This is a genomic window from uncultured Stenotrophomonas sp. (genome assembly GCF_945952405.1).
GTDB lineage: Bacteria > Pseudomonadota > Gammaproteobacteria > Xanthomonadales > Xanthomonadaceae > Stenotrophomonas.
This window is the reverse complement of record NZ_CAMFIA010000007.1, coordinates 226,210-242,261: the sequence shown is the minus strand read 5'-3', so window position 1 is coordinate 242,261 and position 16,052 is coordinate 226,210. Positions and strand designations below refer to the sequence as shown.

14 protein-coding genes are annotated in these 16,052 nt (G+C 67.9%); 11 read left to right on the top strand and 3 right to left on the bottom strand.

Features of this window, described 5'->3' with window-relative positions:
- The first annotated feature begins 373 nt into the window (after positions 1-373).
- A complete protein-coding gene (locus Q0P60_RS10025) occupies positions 374-1,345 on the top strand; it encodes an MBL fold metallo-hydrolase (protein WP_294992069.1) in 972 nt (323 codons plus the stop codon).
- Between the two features lie 104 nt (positions 1,346-1,449).
- Here the strand turns inward: Q0P60_RS10025 and yihA are convergent, their stop codons facing one another.
- Positions 1,450-2,052: a ribosome biogenesis GTP-binding protein YihA/YsxC gene (yihA, locus tag Q0P60_RS10020; RefSeq protein WP_294992066.1), complete on the bottom strand. Its 603-nt coding sequence runs from the start codon at positions 2,050-2,052 to the stop codon at positions 1,450-1,452.
- A 156-nt stretch (positions 2,053-2,208) separates the two neighbouring features.
- On the opposite strand from yihA, the gene Q0P60_RS10015 reads away from it, so the two are divergent.
- The 4 genes from Q0P60_RS10015 (at position 2,209) to Q0P60_RS10000 (ending at position 5,495) form a co-directional block, all read left to right on the top strand.
- On the top strand, positions 2,209-3,009 hold the full coding sequence (locus tag Q0P60_RS10015) for a c-type cytochrome (RefSeq protein ID WP_294992063.1): 801 nt from the start codon (positions 2,209-2,211) through the stop codon (positions 3,007-3,009).
- Between the two features lie 106 nt (positions 3,010-3,115).
- Positions 3,116-3,766: a thiol:disulfide interchange protein DsbA/DsbL gene (locus Q0P60_RS10010; protein WP_294992060.1), complete on the top strand. Its 651-nt coding sequence runs from the start codon at positions 3,116-3,118 to the stop codon at positions 3,764-3,766.
- Between the two features lie 106 nt (positions 3,767-3,872).
- Entirely contained in the window at positions 3,873-4,703 is an 831-nt protein-coding gene (locus Q0P60_RS10005; protein ID WP_294992057.1) for a thiol:disulfide interchange protein DsbA/DsbL, read from the top strand.
- Positions 4,704-4,757: 54 nt separating this feature from the next.
- Positions 4,758-5,495 (top strand): endonuclease/exonuclease/phosphatase family protein, encoded by a 738-nt coding sequence (locus tag Q0P60_RS10000; RefSeq protein WP_294992053.1) that lies wholly within the window; start codon positions 4,758-4,760, stop codon positions 5,493-5,495.
- 70 nt (positions 5,496-5,565) lie between these two features.
- Here the strand turns inward: Q0P60_RS10000 and Q0P60_RS09995 are convergent, their stop codons facing one another.
- Positions 5,566-6,435, bottom strand: a complete 870-nt coding sequence (locus Q0P60_RS09995; protein ID WP_294992050.1) for an EamA family transporter — start codon at positions 6,433-6,435, stop codon at positions 5,566-5,568.
- Between the two features lie 72 nt (positions 6,436-6,507).
- Here Q0P60_RS09995 and Q0P60_RS09990 point away from each other — a divergent pair, with 72 nt between their 5' ends.
- From Q0P60_RS09990 to Q0P60_RS09975, 4 genes are all read left to right on the top strand, one after another.
- On the top strand, positions 6,508-6,990 hold the full coding sequence (locus Q0P60_RS09990; RefSeq protein ID WP_294992047.1) for an Lrp/AsnC family transcriptional regulator: 483 nt from the start codon (positions 6,508-6,510) through the stop codon (positions 6,988-6,990).
- Positions 6,991-7,001: 11 nt separating this feature from the next.
- The gene (locus Q0P60_RS09985) at positions 7,002-7,553 is read left to right on the top strand and encodes a M23 family metallopeptidase (protein WP_294992045.1); all 552 of its coding nucleotides are present in this window, start codon (positions 7,002-7,004) and stop codon (positions 7,551-7,553) included.
- A 177-nt stretch (positions 7,554-7,730) separates the two neighbouring features.
- Entirely contained in the window at positions 7,731-9,869 is a 2,139-nt protein-coding gene (gene fhuE / locus Q0P60_RS09980) for a ferric-rhodotorulic acid/ferric-coprogen receptor FhuE (RefSeq protein WP_294992042.1), read from the top strand.
- A 137-nt stretch (positions 9,870-10,006) separates the two neighbouring features.
- A complete protein-coding gene (locus tag Q0P60_RS09975) occupies positions 10,007-10,456 on the top strand; it encodes a hypothetical protein (protein ID WP_294992037.1) in 450 nt (149 codons plus the stop codon).
- A 63-nt stretch (positions 10,457-10,519) separates the two neighbouring features.
- Here the strand turns inward: Q0P60_RS09975 and Q0P60_RS09970 are convergent, their stop codons facing one another.
- Positions 10,520-13,381, bottom strand: a complete 2,862-nt coding sequence (locus Q0P60_RS09970) for a TonB-dependent receptor (protein WP_294992033.1) — start codon at positions 13,379-13,381, stop codon at positions 10,520-10,522.
- A gap of 359 nt (positions 13,382-13,740) precedes the next feature.
- Here Q0P60_RS09970 and Q0P60_RS09965 point away from each other — a divergent pair, with 359 nt between their 5' ends.
- Entirely contained in the window at positions 13,741-13,884 is a 144-nt protein-coding gene (locus Q0P60_RS09965) for a hypothetical protein (RefSeq protein WP_294992030.1), read from the top strand.
- Positions 13,885-13,902: 18 nt separating this feature from the next.
- The gene (locus Q0P60_RS09960; protein ID WP_294992026.1) at positions 13,903-15,888 is read left to right on the top strand and encodes a transglycosylase SLT domain-containing protein; all 1,986 of its coding nucleotides are present in this window, start codon (positions 13,903-13,905) and stop codon (positions 15,886-15,888) included.
- The last annotated feature ends 164 nt before the right edge of the window (positions 15,889-16,052 follow it).

Here is a 16,052-nt window from a genome sequence, read left to right as displayed (position 1 = left end):
TGGGTCCGGTTGCGGGAGTGTCCGCGGCATGGATGCCGCGGCCAAGCCCCCATGGGTGAGGGCGCTTTGCTTGCGAAGCACTGCTTCGCAAGCGCCCGAACGCACAGCCGCCAGCGGCTGGGCCGGACCGCGGAGCGGGGTTTACGGCGTCTCCCGCAACCGGACCCACCCCGCCATCCCACAGGAAGCCCGCTGTTGCTGTTGCTGTTGCTGTTGCTGTTGCTTCGGATGTTGCCGGCCAGCGGCCGGCACTACCGCGGGTGCAGCAGCCCCCCTCCCTGAGCATTCCACGCACGGGTCTGAGCGCCACGCGCACACCGGCCACGGCACGCTGTGTGGCAACGGAACCGCCCGTCATCCACCGAGAACCGCCATGACCCTGCGTCACCTGCCGCTGCGCGGCGCCCTGCTGCTGGCCCTGTCATCCCTGCCACTGGCCGCCCTGGCCGAAGCCACCTCGCCCGCCCCCAGCCAGCAGGTGCCCGGTGTCTACCATCAGCGCATCGGTGCGCTGCAGGTCACCGCGCTGTTCGATGGCGTGGTCGCGCTGGGCCGGCAGGAGGTGGTGGACGTACCGCCGACCCTGGTCAGCCGCCTGCTCGAAGGCCGCTATGTGCCGGAAGACAAGAAGGGCCTGCAGACCGCGATCAACGCCTTCCTGGTACGCCAGGGCAACCACCTGACCCTGGTCGATGCCGGCACCGCGCAGTGCTTCGGCCCCGGCCTGGGCCAGGTGCTGGGCAACCTGCGCGCCGCCGGCGTGGATCCGGCCGAGGTCGACGAAGTGCTGCTGACCCATGCCCATCCGGACCACCTGTGCGGCGTGCTCGACGCGCAGGGCAAGCCGGCCTATCCGAACGCCACGGTGTGGCTGTCCAAGGCCGACGCCGACTACTGGCTCAACCCGGCCAGCGAAGCCCGCGCACCGCAGGGCGTGCGCTTTGCCTTCCCGCTGGCGCGCACGGCGGTCGCCCCGTACCAGGCCAGCGGCCGCCTGCGCACCTTCAGCCCTGGCGATGCGCTGCCCGGCGGCGCCGTGGCGATGGATACCCACGGCCACACGCCCGGCCATGTCTCCTACCGCTTCGACAGCCAGGGCCAGTCACTGCTGGTATGGGGCGATGTGCTGCATTTCCACGCAGTGCAGTTCGCCCACCCGGAAGCGGCGTTCGAAGCCGACTCGGATCGCCAGGCGGCCATCGCCAGCCGGCGCGGCCTGCTGCAGCAGGCTACGGCCAAGGGCTGGTGGGTGGCCGGCGCCCACCTGCCGTTCCCCGGCCTGGGCCATGTGCGCGGCGAAGGCCAGGCGTATGCCTGGGTGCCGGCGGAGTATTCGCCGTTGTGAGGGGGTGCGGCCGGGTCCATTGCCGGCCAGCGGCCGGCATTGCCGGGAACCCGATGGGTGTTGCCGGCCAGCGGCCGGCACTACCGGAAATCCGGCCGGAGGCGTTATTGCAGCCCCAGCCAGCCGCCGATCACGCCGCGGGCTTCATCCACGCCGGTGCGGTCTTCGCCGGAAAACACCTGCACGCTGACGCTGTCGCCGTAGGCCGCGTGCAGTTCCTTGCGCACCTTCTGCAGGGACTGCATCTGCTGGCTGCGGCTCAGCTTGTCGGCCTTGGTCAGCAGCGCATGCGCCGGCAGGCCACGCTGCACGGCGTAGGACAGCATCTGCCGGTCGTAGTCCTTCAACGGGTGGCGGATGTCCATCACCACCACCAACCCCTTCAGGGCTTCGCGGGTGCGGAAATACTTGTCGATGAAGGCCTGCCAGTGCGCCTGCAGCTCCAGCGGCACCTTGGCGTAGCCGTAACCGGGCAGATCGACCAGGCTGGCTTCCGGGGTGACCTGGAAGAACACCAGCTGCTGGGTACGGCCGGGGGTCTTGGAGACACGGGCCAGCGCGTTCTGGCGGGTCAGCGCGTTGAGCGCACTGGACTTGCCGGCGTTGGAGCGGCCGGCAAAGGCCACTTCGGCCCCTTCATCGGGCGGCAGCTGCCGCGCGTTGTGGGCCGAAAGGTGGTAACGGGCGCGTTCGATGAGCAATGACATGTGCCTAGGATCGCATGTTGCGGCGCCGCGCGCCCGTGCCGGCCGTGGTTGCGGCCATTTTGCTGCACTGCTGCGTTGACCGTGCGCGGAAACGGCGTTGATAATCCGGGCGATGCCGGCGGCCACCGCCCGGCCCGGTCCATACGGAGCTTCAGCATGCGCCACGCTCGCGTTCTTGCCGTATCCGCCCTAGCCACTGCCGTAGTCGTTGCCGCTGCTGCGTTCGCGCAGACCACGTTGACCCCGCTGCCCGACAACGGGCCGATCAAGACCGCCTCGCTGGAGGTGGATTTCAGCAAGACCCGCTGGGGCGATGCCAAGGCCGGCCAGGCCAAGGCGTCGGCCTGCGCCGCCTGCCACGGTGCCGACGGCAATGCCACGGTGGAGATGTACCCGTCCATCGCCGGCCAGAGTGAACGCTACGTGGCCCAGCAGATGGCCCTGATCGCCAATGGCCAGCGCAGTTCCGGCGCGGCGGTGGCGATGGTGCCGTTCGTGCAGAACCTCACCCCGCAGGACATGCGCGATATCGGCGCCTACTTCGCAACGCAGAAGGCCACCGCCGGCATTGCCGACGACACCCTGGTGGCCGATGGCCCCTACAAGGGCATGAAGTTCTACGAGATCGGCCAGCAGCTGTACCGCGGTGGCGACGCCAAGCGCGGCCTGCCAGCCTGCATGGCCTGCCACGGCCCCAGCGGCGCCGGCAATCCGGGTCCGGCCTATCCGCATCTGGGCGGCCAGCACGCCAGCTATGTCGCGCGTCGCCTGCAGGAATACCAGGCCGGGCAGACCCACGAAACCGACAAGGCGCATTTCCAGATCATGGCCACGGTCGCGCAGAAGCTGAGCGAACAGGAAGTGCAGGCGCTGTCGAGCTACCTGCAGGGCCTGCACAACAAGGCCGACGACCTGGCCGCCGCGGCCACGCCGACGCAACCGGCTGCCGCCCCCTGACCACCATTGGTCGGCCCGGGCCGCCACCGCGGCCCTCGCCTGCGGTATGTTTCCTTCACGCCGGCGGCTGCGCCGGCGTTGCTTTTTTCAACGGAGATGCGTGTCGATGAGGTTGATTCCCCGCCTGCTGTTGTCCCTGCTGGTCCTGCTGCCGCTGGCCGCCAGCGCCGCCGCCCCTGCCAATGCACCGCTGGTGGAAGGCCAAGACTACGAACGCATCGCCCAGCCGGGCCCGTTCCAGCCGCTGGCCGGGAAGATCGAGGTGGTCGAGATCTTCGGATACACCTGCCCGCACTGCGCCCACTTCGAACCGCAGCTGGAAGCCTGGGCGGCCAAGCTGCCGGCCGACGTACGCTTCACCCCGGTCCCGGCCGCGTTCGGCGGCGCCTGGGATGCCTGGGCCCTGGCCTACTACGCCGCGGACCAGGTGGGCGTGGCCAAGCGCAGCCACGCTGCGGTCTTCAAGGCCCTGCACCAGGATGGCACGCTGCCGATGCAGAACGTCTCGGCTGATGAGCTCGCCAACTTCTACAAGGCTTATGGCGTGACCCCGGACCGCTACCTGCTGGCCCTGCGTGGCGATGCGGTGCAGAAGAAGGTCGATGCCGCCCGCGCCTTCGCCCAGCGCACCAAGGTGCCCGGCACCCCGGCGATCATCATCAACGGCCAGTACCTGGTGCGTGGCAACAGCTTCGACGACCAGCTGCGCATCGCCTCGGCACTGATCGCCCAGGCCCGCGCCGCCCGCGGCCGCTGAACCAACACCCACCATCGACACGGCGCTGTCGCCAGCGCATGTCATCATTTCCCTCTGGCCGGCACCCGCTGCCGGCCCCACCTTTCCAGATGCTGGAGACGTTTCCATGAAGATCCGTTACGCCCTCGCACTCGCAGCGCTGCTGCCGATCCTGGCCGCCTGCAAGGCCGACGACGGCACTGCCAACACCTCCGCGGCTCCGGCCGAACCGGCAGCGGCTCCGGCCAGCACCGAACCGGCCGCTGCGGCCACCGGCGCCGAGGGTGCCGCCCCGGCCGCCGCCGAGGGCGACAAGGCTGCAGCCGACGCCGCACCGGCCGCCGCACCGGCGCCGACCACGGCCGCACTGACCGGCCCAGCACCGGTGGAAGGTGCCGACTACCAGGTCATTCCGAACGGCCAGCCGTTCCAGCCGGCCGCTGGCAAGATCGAAGTGACCGAGATCTTCGGCTACGTCTGCCCGGCCTGCGCCGCGTTCCAGCCGCTGGTCGGCCCGTGGAAGGCTGGCCTGCCGAGCGACGTGAACTTCGTCTACGTGCCGGCCATGTTCGGCGGCACCTGGGATGACTATGCCCGTGCCTTCTACGCCGCACAGACCCTGGGCGTGCAGGAAAAGACCCACGAAGCGCTGTACGCCGCCATCCACTCGCAGAAGACCCTGAAGGGCGAGCGTGGCCGTGACTCGGTGGACGACATCGCCAAGTTCTACGGCGCCTACGGCGTGGACCCGAAGCAGTTCGCCGCCACCATGGGCAGCTTCGCGGTGAATGCCAAGACCAATTCGGCCAAGCAGTTCGCCCAGCGCAGCCAGATCAGCGGCACCCCGTCGATCATCGTCAACGGCAAGTACCTGGTGAAGGGCAAGAGCTTCCCGGACATGCTGCGCATCGCCGACCACCTGATCGCCCGCGAACGCGGTGCGGCCCAGGCTCACTGATCCAGGAGAAGTGTTTTTCCGGCCGTGAATTCCCCCCGTACACGGACCCTGCGCTTGCTGACGGCCAACATCCAGGCCGGCTCAAGTACCCGCCGCTACAGCGACTATGTGACCCGCAGCTGGTCGCATGCGCTGCCGGCGGGTCGCAAGCGCAGCAGCCTGGACGCGATTGCCACCCTGGCTCGCGAACATGACATCGTCGGCCTGCAGGAGGCCGACCCGGGCAGCCTGCGCTCGGGCTTCACCAACCAGACCCATTACCTGGCCCAGCGCGCCGGCTTCAACTACTGGAGCCACCAGCCGAACCGGCGCATGGGCGGGGTCGCCTCCAGCGCCAACGGCCTGCTGAGCAAGCTGGAACCGGTGGAAGTGCAGGACCATGCCCTGCCTGGCCGCATCGGCGGACGCGGCGTGCTGCTGGCCAAGTTCGGCGAGGGTGCCGACGGGCTGGCGGTGGCGGTCGCCCACCTGTCGCTGGGTGCGGGCTCGCGGATGTCGCAGCTGGGCTTCATCGCCGAGCTGCTCTCCGACCACCCCAACGCGGTGCTGATGGGCGACTTCAACTGCCTGGCCGAACGCCCGGAAATGCAGGTGCTGTACCAGAAGACCCGGCTGCAGCCGCCGGGCTGCATCGTTCCGACCTTCCCCAGCTGGCGCCCCGACCGCGCCATCGACCACATCCTGGTCAGCAGCGGGTTGCACACCCGCACCGTGGAAGCAGTACCGGCCGCGTTCTCCGATCACCTCGCCCTGGCGATGGCGATCGACGTACCGGCCAACGCCCTGCGTTGACCCCAAAAAGGGGACGGAGGGGATTAAGTCGTTTATGCATTGACGACATAATCCCCTCCGTCCCCTTTTTTCAGGCGGGGGCCGGTATCTTCAGGCGCCGTGCGGTCATCGTGCTGCCTACCGAGGCCAGCACCGTGCAGCCGATCGCCAGCCACTGCAGCCCGTGCAGATGCTCATGCAGCAGCAGCATCGCCCACAGCGCCGCCACCGCCGGCTCCATGCTGATCAGGATGCCGAAGGTCTCCTTCGGCAGGCGCTTGAGCGCCATCATCTCCAGCGACATCGGGATCGCGCTGGAGACCAGCGCCACCAGCAGGCCGGCCGCCAGGATCTTCGGATCGAGCAGCGCGGCACCGGCATGCACCACGCCCACCGGCACCACCACCAGCGACGCCGCCAGCAGGCCCAGTGATACCGAATGCCCGGCATGCAGATGGCCGGCGCGCTTGCCGAACACGATGTACAGGCCCCAGCACGCCGCTGCGCCCATGGCATACAGCACGCCGGCCGGGTCCAGCGCCGGGCCACCGCCCAGTGGAAGCAGCAGCAGCAACCCCACCAGCGCGCAGCCCACCCAGACGAAATCAATCGGCCGCCGTGACGACAGCATCGCCACCGTCAACGGCCCGGTGAATTCGATCGCCACCGCAATGCCGAAGGGGATGGTACGAAGGGCCATGTAGAACAGCAGGTTCATCAGGCCCAGGGTGAGCCCGTAGCGCAGGATGGTGATCGCATCCACGCGCGTGGTTTTCCAGCGCCACGGCCGCCAGAACAGCAGCAGCAACAGCGCCGAGAAGCCCACCCGCAGTGCGCTGGTGCCCTGCGCGCCGATCAGCGGGAACAGGTGTTTTGCGTAGGAGGTGCCGATCGCCAGCGAGGTGACCGAGCCGAGCACCGCCAGCGCCGGCAACATCGGCGCGAATCGTGAAGTCTGCATGGGGAAAGTCTATTGCGCTGGCGCCGAGCACTTGGCTCAATTGACAGCCCGTTCGTGCAAGTTCTGCTCGCCATGGCCATCGCCCCCGTCCTCGACAGTCTCGACCGCGCCATCCTCGACCTGCTGCAGCGGGACAACACCCTGCCGCAGCGCGAGATCGCCGAAGCGGTGCACCTGTCTGCTCCGGCCGTGCAGCGCCGGATCAAGCGCCTGCAGGACAGCGGCGTGATCGCCGCCAACGTGGCGGTGGTGGCGGCCGCCAAGGTGGGGCGGCCGCTGACCATCATCGTCGAGGTGCGCGTGGTCAGCGAACAGCGCGAGCGCGTAGCACCGTTCAAGCGCCGCGTGCAGGACGACCCCGCCGTGCAGCAGTGCTATTCGATCACCGGTGACGGTGATTTCCTGCTGCTGCTGTCGGCAGCGTCGATGGAGGAGTACGAGGCGATCACCGAGCGCCTGTTCGGCGGCGATGACAACATCGAGCGCTTCCGCACATCGGTGGCACTGGGGACGTTGAAGCGGAGCTTCGAGGTGCCGCTGGCACCGGCTCTATAGGGCCCGAGGCAATGAGCACAGCGCCCTCCCCCGCCCATCGCCTGCGCCGCTGGCTGCTGCGTGGCCTGTGGCTGGCCATCGCCATCGTGGCCGCCCTGACGCTGTGGAACAGCCGCTGGGCGGCCGCGCCGAAGATGCTGTGGACACTCTCGCGCATGCTGCCCGCCAGCGCACTGCCGGTGCCGGTGGAGGGCGTCCACCGTCGCCAGATCGCCGATACCTTCGGCGCACCGCGCGGCCGTGACCGTACCCATGCGGGCATCGACATCTTCGCCAAACGCGGCACGCCGGTGCGCAGCGCCACGCCTGGCGTCATCGTCGATGTCAGCGAGCGCGGGCTCGGTGGCCGCCAGGTCTGGGTGATCGGGCCCGGGCGGGAACGCTACTACTATGCGCATCTGCAGCGCTGGGCCGACGGACTGGCGCGCGGCCAGGTGGTCCAGCCCGGCGACCGGCTCGGCGAGGTGGGCGACAGCGGCAACGCCAAGGGCACGCCACCGCATCTGCACTGGGGCATCTACGGCACGCAGGGCCCGCGCGATCCGCTGCCACTGCTGCGCTGAGCGGCACGGCGCGGCGAACCGGTAGGCCGGTTCGTTCACGATTTGTAAATAGGAATAGTTCGTATTACCATTTCTTTCGTTTCCGGTCGTGCCAGGACGGCCTGCCCGCCTTTCCCCTACCCGTAGCGCATCGCCTCCTGGATGACGGCCGAACGCGCGTGCTCGTCCAGGACCCCCATGACCCGTTCCGCCTTCCATTCCCTGCAGCCGCAGCGGCTGTCCGTTGCCGTGCTCGCAGTCCTCTGCGCCGTGGCCCCCGCTGCCTTCGCCGATACCGCTGCCGACCCGACCACGCTGGACAAGGTGGTGGTCAAGGGCGAACGTGCCGAAGGCTATTCGGTGCGCCGTACCTCGGCCGGTACCCGCTTCGACCTGGCGCCGCGCGAGATTCCGCAGTCGGTCAGCATCATCAGCCACCAGCGCATTGAAGACCAGAAGCTGGACGACATCATCGACGTGCTGGCCAACACCACCGGCGTGACCAGCACCCAGTCCGACAGCGAGCGCACCGAGTTCTATGCGCGCGGCTTCTACATCGATGCCTACCAGTTCGATGGCCTGCCGACGCAGATGGTGCAGAACTGGAGCTATGGCGATTCCGGCCTGGACCTGGCGCTGTACGACCGCGTCGAAGTGGTCCGCGGCGCGACCGGCCTGCTCAGCGGCGCCGGCAATCCATCGGCGTCGGTGAACCTGGTGCGCAAGCACGCCGATAGCGCCGAGCTGACCGGCAGCGTCTCGGTGAACGTCGGCAGCTGGGGGCGCACCCGCACCACCGTGGACGTGGGCAGCGCGCTGAACACCAGTGGCACGGTCCGCGGCCGGGTGATCGGCAGCTACCTGGACACCGATGGCCAGATGGACCGCTACAACCAGCGCAAGACCCTGGGCTATGCGGTGATCGACGCCGACCTGACCCCGGACACCCAGCTGAGCGTGGGCTACGACTACCAGCAGAAGCGCGCCAACGGCGCGACCTGGGGCGGCTTCCCGATGTGGTACGCCGATGGCAGCCCGACCCACTACCCGACCTCGTTCAATCCGTCGCCGGACTGGACCTACTGGGACACCACCAGCAAGCGCGCGTTCGCCACCCTGCAGCACGCCTTCGGCAATGGCTGGAAGTTCAAGATCGGTGCCACCCATGACCGCACCAAGGCCGACGACAAGCTGTTCTACCCGTCCTACACCGCGTTCGACAAGGCCACCGGTACCGGCGTCACGCCGATGGCCGGCTTCTACAACACCGAGCGCAAGGTCGACGGCATCGACGGCTACATCGATGGCCCGTTCCAGCTGTTCGGCCGCGAGCACCAGTTCATGGCCGGCCTGAGCTACAACAAGCGCGAGTTCGCCAACTACGGCGACTTCCAGGTCGGCGGCGCCGGCACCGGCTGGAATCCCTTCAGCACCTATCTCAACTGGACCGGCAACATCGCCCAGCCGAACTGGAATCCGCTGGCCCTGGCCAGCCGCGGCACCATCACCCAGAAGGCGGGCTATCTGGCCACCCGCCTGACGCTGGCCGATCCGCTGAAGCTGATCCTCGGTGCGCGCTACACCAACTGGAAGAGCGAAGGCGAGAACGATGACCGCGAACACAAGGTGACCACCCCGTACGCGGGCCTGGTGTATGACATCAACGACACCTATTCCGCCTACGCCAGCTACACCGAGATCTTCCAGCCGCAGACGGCGCGTGACCGCAATGACCGCTACCTCGATCCGGTCGACGGCAAAGCCTATGAGGTGGGCGTCAAGGGCGCCTGGTTCGACAACCGCCTGAATGCCTCGCTGGCCGTGTTCCGCATCGAGCAGGACAACGTGGCCCAGGTCACCAGCGAACCGATCATCGGCCGTCCGGGCGAGTTCGCGTCGATTGCCGCGCGCGGTACGGTCAGCCGTGGCTTCGAGTTCGAACTGAACGGCGAACTGGCACCGGGCTGGAACGCGACCTTCGGTGCTTCGCGCTATGTGGCCAAGGACATCAACGGCGCCGACATCAACACCAACCTGCCGCAGACCGCGCTGAAGCTGTTCACCAGCTACACCCCGCAATCGCTGCAGGAGCTGACCGTCGGTGGCGGCGCCAACTGGCAGAACCGCATCTACTACGCCGCACCGGTGGTGGGCCGCTTCGAGCAGGACGGCTACGCCCTGGTCAGCGCGTTCGTGCGCTACCGCATCTCGCCGGAGTTCAGCGTGCAGGCCAACCTCAACAACCTGCTGGACAAGAAGTACTACTCGCAGATCACCGGCTACGGTGCCTACGGCGATGGCCGCAACGGCTCGCTGACGTTCACCTGGGCGTTCTGAGCGAAGCGGCGCCGGGCCTGCCCCGGCGCCGCCCCGTTGCGGCAGCGTCCCTGCCGGTGTAGCGTCGCGCACACGGTGGCCTGCGGCCCCGGCCCTGTGGATCCCTCGCGCCTTCCCACCCTCAAGGACGACCGGCCATGCGTACCGGCACGAAACTCGGTCTCTCGCTTGCCGCCGTGTTGTCGGCAGCGCCATTGATGATCATCACCGGCAACGGCTATTTCATCCTGCTGTTGCTGGCCGGCCTGCCTGCAGCGATCCTGTTCGGCGTCGACCTCGGCCGTGAACTGCGCGCGCTGCCTGCTCCCAGCCGCAACCAGCGCGTCCTGGGTCTGGCACTGGGCGTTCCGCAGGTCCTGTTCGGGCTGCTGTGCGCCGCTATCGGGCTGATCCTGGTGGCCTGGATCCTGTACAACCTGCTGATCGAGACCCTGCCGCAGTTCCGCATCCCGTCGCTGCCGGCGCTGGCGGTCGGGCCGATGATGATCCTGGTCGGGCTGGGCTGGGCGCGCACCGCTTTCCGCCGTGCATCGCTCGAGCAGGATGAAACCGGGCATGACGACAGCGGCCAGAACCCCTGGGATTGATTGCCGGAGCGTGCCGGTACCGGGACGCTCCCGGCACCGGCACACCCCATCAGGCCTCCCTCATCAGAAGCGCAGGTCCGCGCGCAGATACCAGTAACGGCCACGCGGAATGTCGTAGGTCGAGGCGTCGTAGCCGTTCAACGAGCACGACAGGCAGATCGGCGGATCCTTGTCGAACACGTTGTTCAAGCCAGCGGTCAGCTGCAGCCCCTTCATCCAGTCGATCTTGTAGCCCACCTGCATGTCATGGAAGGTGGTTGCCGACAGGGTATTGGTGCCGGCGGCCTGGTTGCTGCACACCGGGAACGCAGCGGCATCACCACAGTTCTCGGTCAGCTCGGAGATGTGCCGCACCGTCCAGTTGGCACTCCAGCGGTCCATGGTCCAGGCGATGCTGGCATTGCTGGTCCATTCCGGAATCGAACTGTCGGCCACTTCCACGCCGGGCTTCTGCGGCTGCTTCTGGCCGGCCGCACCGGTGGCTTCGTAGCGACCGACGAAGGTGTTCTTCCACGCCAGCTTGAACTGGCCGATGGACGTCTGCGGCAAGGTCCAGAACAGATCCACGTCCCAGCCATCGGTCTTGATCGAGCCGAGGTTGGTCAGCCGGTTGTTGAAGCTGCTGACCGCGCCGGTGCTGGCACGGGTGATGCCGTTGCAGTAGATCGGGTCCAGCGTATCCACGCACAGGTCCAGCTGGGTCTGCGCGTTGATCGCCTGGATCGCGCCATCGATGGCGTGGCGGTAGAAGGTCACTTCCACGTCGAAGCGCTCGGACCACGACGCATTGCTGCCAAACCACGGGCTCCACACGAAGCCGGCACTGAAGCTGCGCGAGCGTTCCGGATCCAGTTCGCGGTTGCCGCCGGTGGTCACCGAGATCTGCGAGTTGGCCTGCTGGAACCCGGCCGGAACGCCCAGCGTGGCACAGTTGGCCGCGCTGCCTCGCGGCGGCGTACCGCCCAGGCCGACCGAGCACGGATCGAACAGCTGCAGGTCGGCGCGCGCCGCCGAACCGTACAGCTCGCCGATCGACGGCGCACGGAAGCCTTCGGCATAGGTGGTGCGCAGCACGAAGTCATCGGTCACCTGCCAGCGCAGGCCATACTTGGGCGTGAACTCGCCGCCGAAGGTGGAGTAGTCCGAATAGCGGCCGGCCAGGCTCAGGTCCAGCTTCTTGCCGAACGAGGAGTCGGCGAAGATCGGCACGCTCAGCTCCAGGTAGGCTTCGTTGACGTCATAGGAGCCCGAGGTCGGCTGCGACGGCACGCCGTTGTAGTGGCCCGCCACCGTCAGCGGATCCGGCTGGTAGGAGCCCTTGTACTTGCGGTACTCGAAACCGGTGGCGAACGACACCGGGCCGGCCGGCAGCGTGAACAGCTCGCTGGACAGATTGGCGGTGAACAGGCTCAGCTCGTTCTGGCTGCGATCACGCACCACCGGCTGGATCCACTTCAGCATGTCCGGGGTGATCGAGCCGACGCCGCCGAAGATGTTCAGCGGCACGCAGCCCGGCGTCGCCGCGCAGAGGGCGGGATCGCCCAGCGCCATGTTGACGTTGTAGATGTTGTAGCTGCCGAAGTTGGTCTGTTCGGCCTTGTTCTTGCTGTACATGCCGTTGACGTCCCAGTACCAGCTGCGGTCGGCGGCATGGAAGTCACCGACCAGGCCGGTGGCGAAGTAGGTGGTGTCCACCTTCTGCTTGAACACGCGCGCGCCACCCTCGACCGGGCGGCGACCGATCAGGCTCATGTTGTCACCGGACACCAGGTCGAAGCCGAACGGGTTGTAGGGGTTCAGGCGCGATACCACGATGTTGTCGGCCAGCGGATTGCCGGTGGCGCCGTCAGGGCCGAAGAACAGCGGCTCCGGCCCGGCCTGGTTGGTCGACTCGCGACGGTTGCCCAATGCCTTGACGTACCACTGCAGGTTGTCGGTGATGTCGAAGCGGAACTGGCCGAACAGGCCCTTTCGCTCCGACGGGGTCAGCACCATGTTGTATTCGGCGAAGTTGAAGCGGTCGGCGCTGGTGAAGCAGTGGTAGTCATCGCTGCGGTTGCAGCCGGCGCTGCCGTCGTAGCGCGGTTTGCTGACGCCGGTGTTGGGCACGATGTTCTGTACGGCGCCGGTGTTCGGATCGGTGAACATGAAGCGGCCCTGTGGAATGCCGCCGCTGCCGAACGCCAGGCCGGTGCCGGGAATCGGGAAGCGCGACTGCTCGCGGTCCCTGGCGAACACCGGGTCCTGCTTGGTCCAGCTGGCGCCGAGGAACAGGCTGTAGCGATCACCGCTCTTGCCCCAGGCCAGGTCCACGCCCTTCTGGGTGCCATCCCCCTTGCTGTACTCGCCGTAGTTCAGCGTCACCTGGCCGCCGTCGAAGTCGCGACGGGTGATGATGTTGACCACGCCGGCGATCGCATCCGAGCCATACAGCGACGAGGCGCCGTCCTCCAGCACTTCGATGCGTTCGACGATGGCCAGCGGAATGGTGTTGAGGTCGGTGGCCGAGCCCACGCCGGACGCCGACGATTCATTGACCCAGCGGATGCCGTCGACCAGCACCAGCACGCGCTTGGCCCCAAGGTGGCGCAGATCGACCTGCGCCGAGCCGGCGCCGACACCACTGCCATCGGGCGGGAACCCGAAATTGCCGGAGGAGTTGAACTTGGCATTGAGCGCCGAGCCGGACCCGGTGAGCTGCTGCAGCACCTCGCCGATCGAGGTCAGGCCGGTGCGTTCGATGTCACCGCGGGTCAGCGTCTGGATCGGAACCTGGCCTTCGACTTCAGCGCGCTTGATGCGGGTGCCGGTGACTTCCACCGCATCCAGATTGGTGGTGGATTGTGCAGCGGCACCCAGCGGTGCCAGGGCCGTCACACACAGCGCGACGGCAACCGCCAACGGGCGGTGATGCAGGTGAATCATTCGCTCTCTCTCCAAAGGAATGTCGGGACATGGGCTGCCGCGCCCCCCTGCATGGCGGCAGCGTCTCCTTTGTAAACAAGCGGTAAAAACCACGGCGTGATGATCGACACTCTTTCACGCAGATTTGACGCAATTGCCGGGTGATTGCGTCAAATAACTACACTTTCAGACCGGACGGCACTGTTCATAGCGGCTCCGACCGGAGGCCCGCGACGACAGCACACGTCAAGCACGCTTCAAGCCAGGCGCCGCCGGTGATGCCCGTGCACCGAGGCTGCGTGCCGCACGACATCGTCGCGGGGCGGCCCGCAGGTTGCAGGCCGCCTGTCACCCGTCACCGCACGAACGCGATGCGTTGCATGCCCGTTGCTTCGGCCACGGCGAGAATCCTGGCCCTGCCCTGGTACTCGGCCGCCGGGTCGGCGGCGATGCGCAGCACTGCCGGTGACGGCGATGCTCAGCTGCCGTTGCCGGCCAGCGGCGTGCACGCGATGCGAAACTGAATTCAGCCAGCGCCCGCTATGCTGCCCGCCATGACCCGACGCTCTTCGACCGCCCTGTCCCTGTTGCCCCTGGCCACCACGCTGCTGATCGGCTGCGCCAATGCACAGTCCCTCGACGCCCAGAACGCGCAGCTCAAGGCCGCGATCGCTGCCGCCGAACGCGGCCAGCTCGACCCCGGCCAGTCCGCTGCGCTCAGCCGCCATCCGGCCTATGGCTGGCTGGAGTACGCCAACCTGCGACGCAACATCGACACCGTCGACACCGCGCAGGCGCAGGCCTTCCTCAAGCGCTATGAAGGCCAGGCCGTGGCCAGCACCTTCCGCAGCGTGTGGCTGCCCTCGGTCGCGCGCCGCCAGGATTGGCCGACCCTGCTGGCCAACTGGGCGCCGACCGACAACGTCGGCCTGCGCTGCGCGCAGCTCACCGCACGCCAGGTGACCGGCAAGGTGGACCCGCAGTGGATCAGCGAAGCACAGGACCTGTGGCGCAGGAATGGCAAGTCGCTGCCCGATGGCTGCGACGCGGTGTTCACCGTACTGCAGGCCCAGGGCGGGCTGAGCGATGCGCTGCGCTGGGAGCGCATCGACGCCGCCGCCGACGCACAGCAGCCGGCGGTGATGCGCAGCGCCGCACGTGGCCTGCCGGCCACCGACCTGGCACTGGCCAGCACCTACGCCGCCTTCGTCGACAAGCCCAACGCCAGCGCCCTGAACTGGCCGCGCAACGAGCGCAGCCGACGCATCGCCACCGATGGCCTGGCCAAGCTGGCCAAGGCCGACCCCGCCGCCACCGAGCAGCAGCTGCCGCAGTACGCCCAGGCGCTGGGCCTGAGTGCCGAGCAGCAGGGCCAGGTGCTGTACCAGATCGCGCTGTGGACGGTGGCGTCCTACCTGCCGGATTCGGCGCGCCGCCTCAACGCGGTGCCGGAGTCTGCGTATGACGAGCGCCTGCACGAATGGCGGGTCCGCGAAGCGATGTCACGCGGTGACTGGCCGGCAGCGCTGGTTGCGATCCGCAAGATGGGCAGCAAGCAGCGCAGCGACCCGCGCTGGCGCTATTTCGAAGGCCGCATGCTGGAGAAGACCGGCCAGGCGCAGCAGGCACAACCGCTGTTCCGCGACGCCGCGCGTGCACCGACCTTCCACGGCTTCCTGGCCGCCGACAAGCTGCAGCAGGGCTACACGTTGTGCCCGTGGAAGCCCAATGACAGCGCGCAGGCGCAGGCAGCAGTCGCGCGCGACCCGGCGATGCAGCGCGCGATGGCGCTGTACCAGATCGATCGCGCCGGCTGGGCCGTGGCCGAATGGAACAGTGCGCTGTCGCGTTTCGATGACACCCAGCGCCGGCTCGCCGTGCGCGTGGCGCAGGACAACGGCTGGTTCGACCGCGCCGTGTTCGCGCTCGGCAAGCAGCCGCAGGAACAGCGCCTGTACGACCTGCGCTTCCCGCTGCACCACGATGCCACCATCCGCCGCGAATCGGCCCGCAATGCCATCGACCCGGCCTGGGTGGCAGCGGAGATCCGCGCCGAGAGTACCTTCACCCCGCGCGCGCGCTCGCCTGCCAATGCCATGGGCCTGATGCAGGTGCTGCCGGCCACCGGTGCCGGCGTGGCCAAGTCGATCGGCCTGACCGGCTACGGCGGCGCCGACAGCCTGTACGACCCGGACACCAACATCGCCATCGGCACCGCTTACCTGCGCCAGCTGATGAACAAGTACGACGGCCTGCCGTACGTGACCATCGCCGCCTACAACGCCGGCCCGACCCCGACCGCACGCTGGCAGAGCCAGCGCCCGGGCTACGACCCGGACCTGTGGATCGAGACCATCAGCTACAAGGAAACCCGCGAGTATGTCGCCCGCGTGCTGGCCTTCAGCGTGATCTACGACTGGCGCCTCAACGGCGATGCTCTGCCGCTGAGCGATCGCCTGATGGGCCGCCTGGTGGACAAACGCAAGAGTTTCAGCTGCGCCGCCAACGCCGAGCAGGGTGGCGACTGATCACAACCCGGTAGTGCCGGCCGCTGGCCGGCATCCGCTGTCCCCTCTGTAGAGCCGAGCCGATGCTCGGCTGCTCCCCAGCGGAGCGAGCAGCCGGAACAGCAGCCGAGCATGGGCTCGGCTCTACCGGTAGAGGGTGCCGGCCAATGGCCGGCACTACCGGT

Bases quoted from the DNA above. Each gene is read 5' to 3' on its own strand.
- Q0P60_RS10015 (WP_294992063.1), top strand. From the start codon at position 2,209: ATGCGCCACGCTCGCGTTCTTGCCGTATCCGCCCTAGCCACTGCCGTA.
- Q0P60_RS09985 (WP_294992045.1), top strand. From the start codon at position 7,002: ATGAGCACAGCGCCCTCCCCCGCCCATCGCCTGCGCCGCTGGCTGCTG.
- yihA (WP_294992066.1), bottom strand. From the start codon at position 2,052: ATGTCATTGCTCATCGAACGCGCCCGTTACCACCTTTCGGCCCACAAC.
- Q0P60_RS09975 (WP_294992037.1), top strand. From the start codon at position 10,007: ATGCGTACCGGCACGAAACTCGGTCTCTCGCTTGCCGCCGTGTTGTCG.
- Q0P60_RS09965 (WP_294992030.1), top strand. From the start codon at position 13,741: ATGCCCGTTGCTTCGGCCACGGCGAGAATCCTGGCCCTGCCCTGGTAC.
- Q0P60_RS09990 (WP_294992047.1), top strand. From the start codon at position 6,508: ATGGCCATCGCCCCCGTCCTCGACAGTCTCGACCGCGCCATCCTCGAC.
- Q0P60_RS09960 (WP_294992026.1), top strand. From the start codon at position 13,903: ATGCTGCCCGCCATGACCCGACGCTCTTCGACCGCCCTGTCCCTGTTG.
- Q0P60_RS10010 (WP_294992060.1), top strand. From the start codon at position 3,116: ATGAGGTTGATTCCCCGCCTGCTGTTGTCCCTGCTGGTCCTGCTGCCG.
- Q0P60_RS09970 (WP_294992033.1), bottom strand. From the start codon at position 13,381: ATGATTCACCTGCATCACCGCCCGTTGGCGGTTGCCGTCGCGCTGTGT.
- Q0P60_RS10025 (WP_294992069.1), top strand. From the start codon at position 374: ATGACCCTGCGTCACCTGCCGCTGCGCGGCGCCCTGCTGCTGGCCCTG.
- fhuE (WP_294992042.1), top strand. From the start codon at position 7,731: ATGACCCGTTCCGCCTTCCATTCCCTGCAGCCGCAGCGGCTGTCCGTT.
- Q0P60_RS10005 (WP_294992057.1), top strand. From the start codon at position 3,873: ATGAAGATCCGTTACGCCCTCGCACTCGCAGCGCTGCTGCCGATCCTG.
- Q0P60_RS09995 (WP_294992050.1), bottom strand. From the start codon at position 6,435: ATGCAGACTTCACGATTCGCGCCGATGTTGCCGGCGCTGGCGGTGCTC.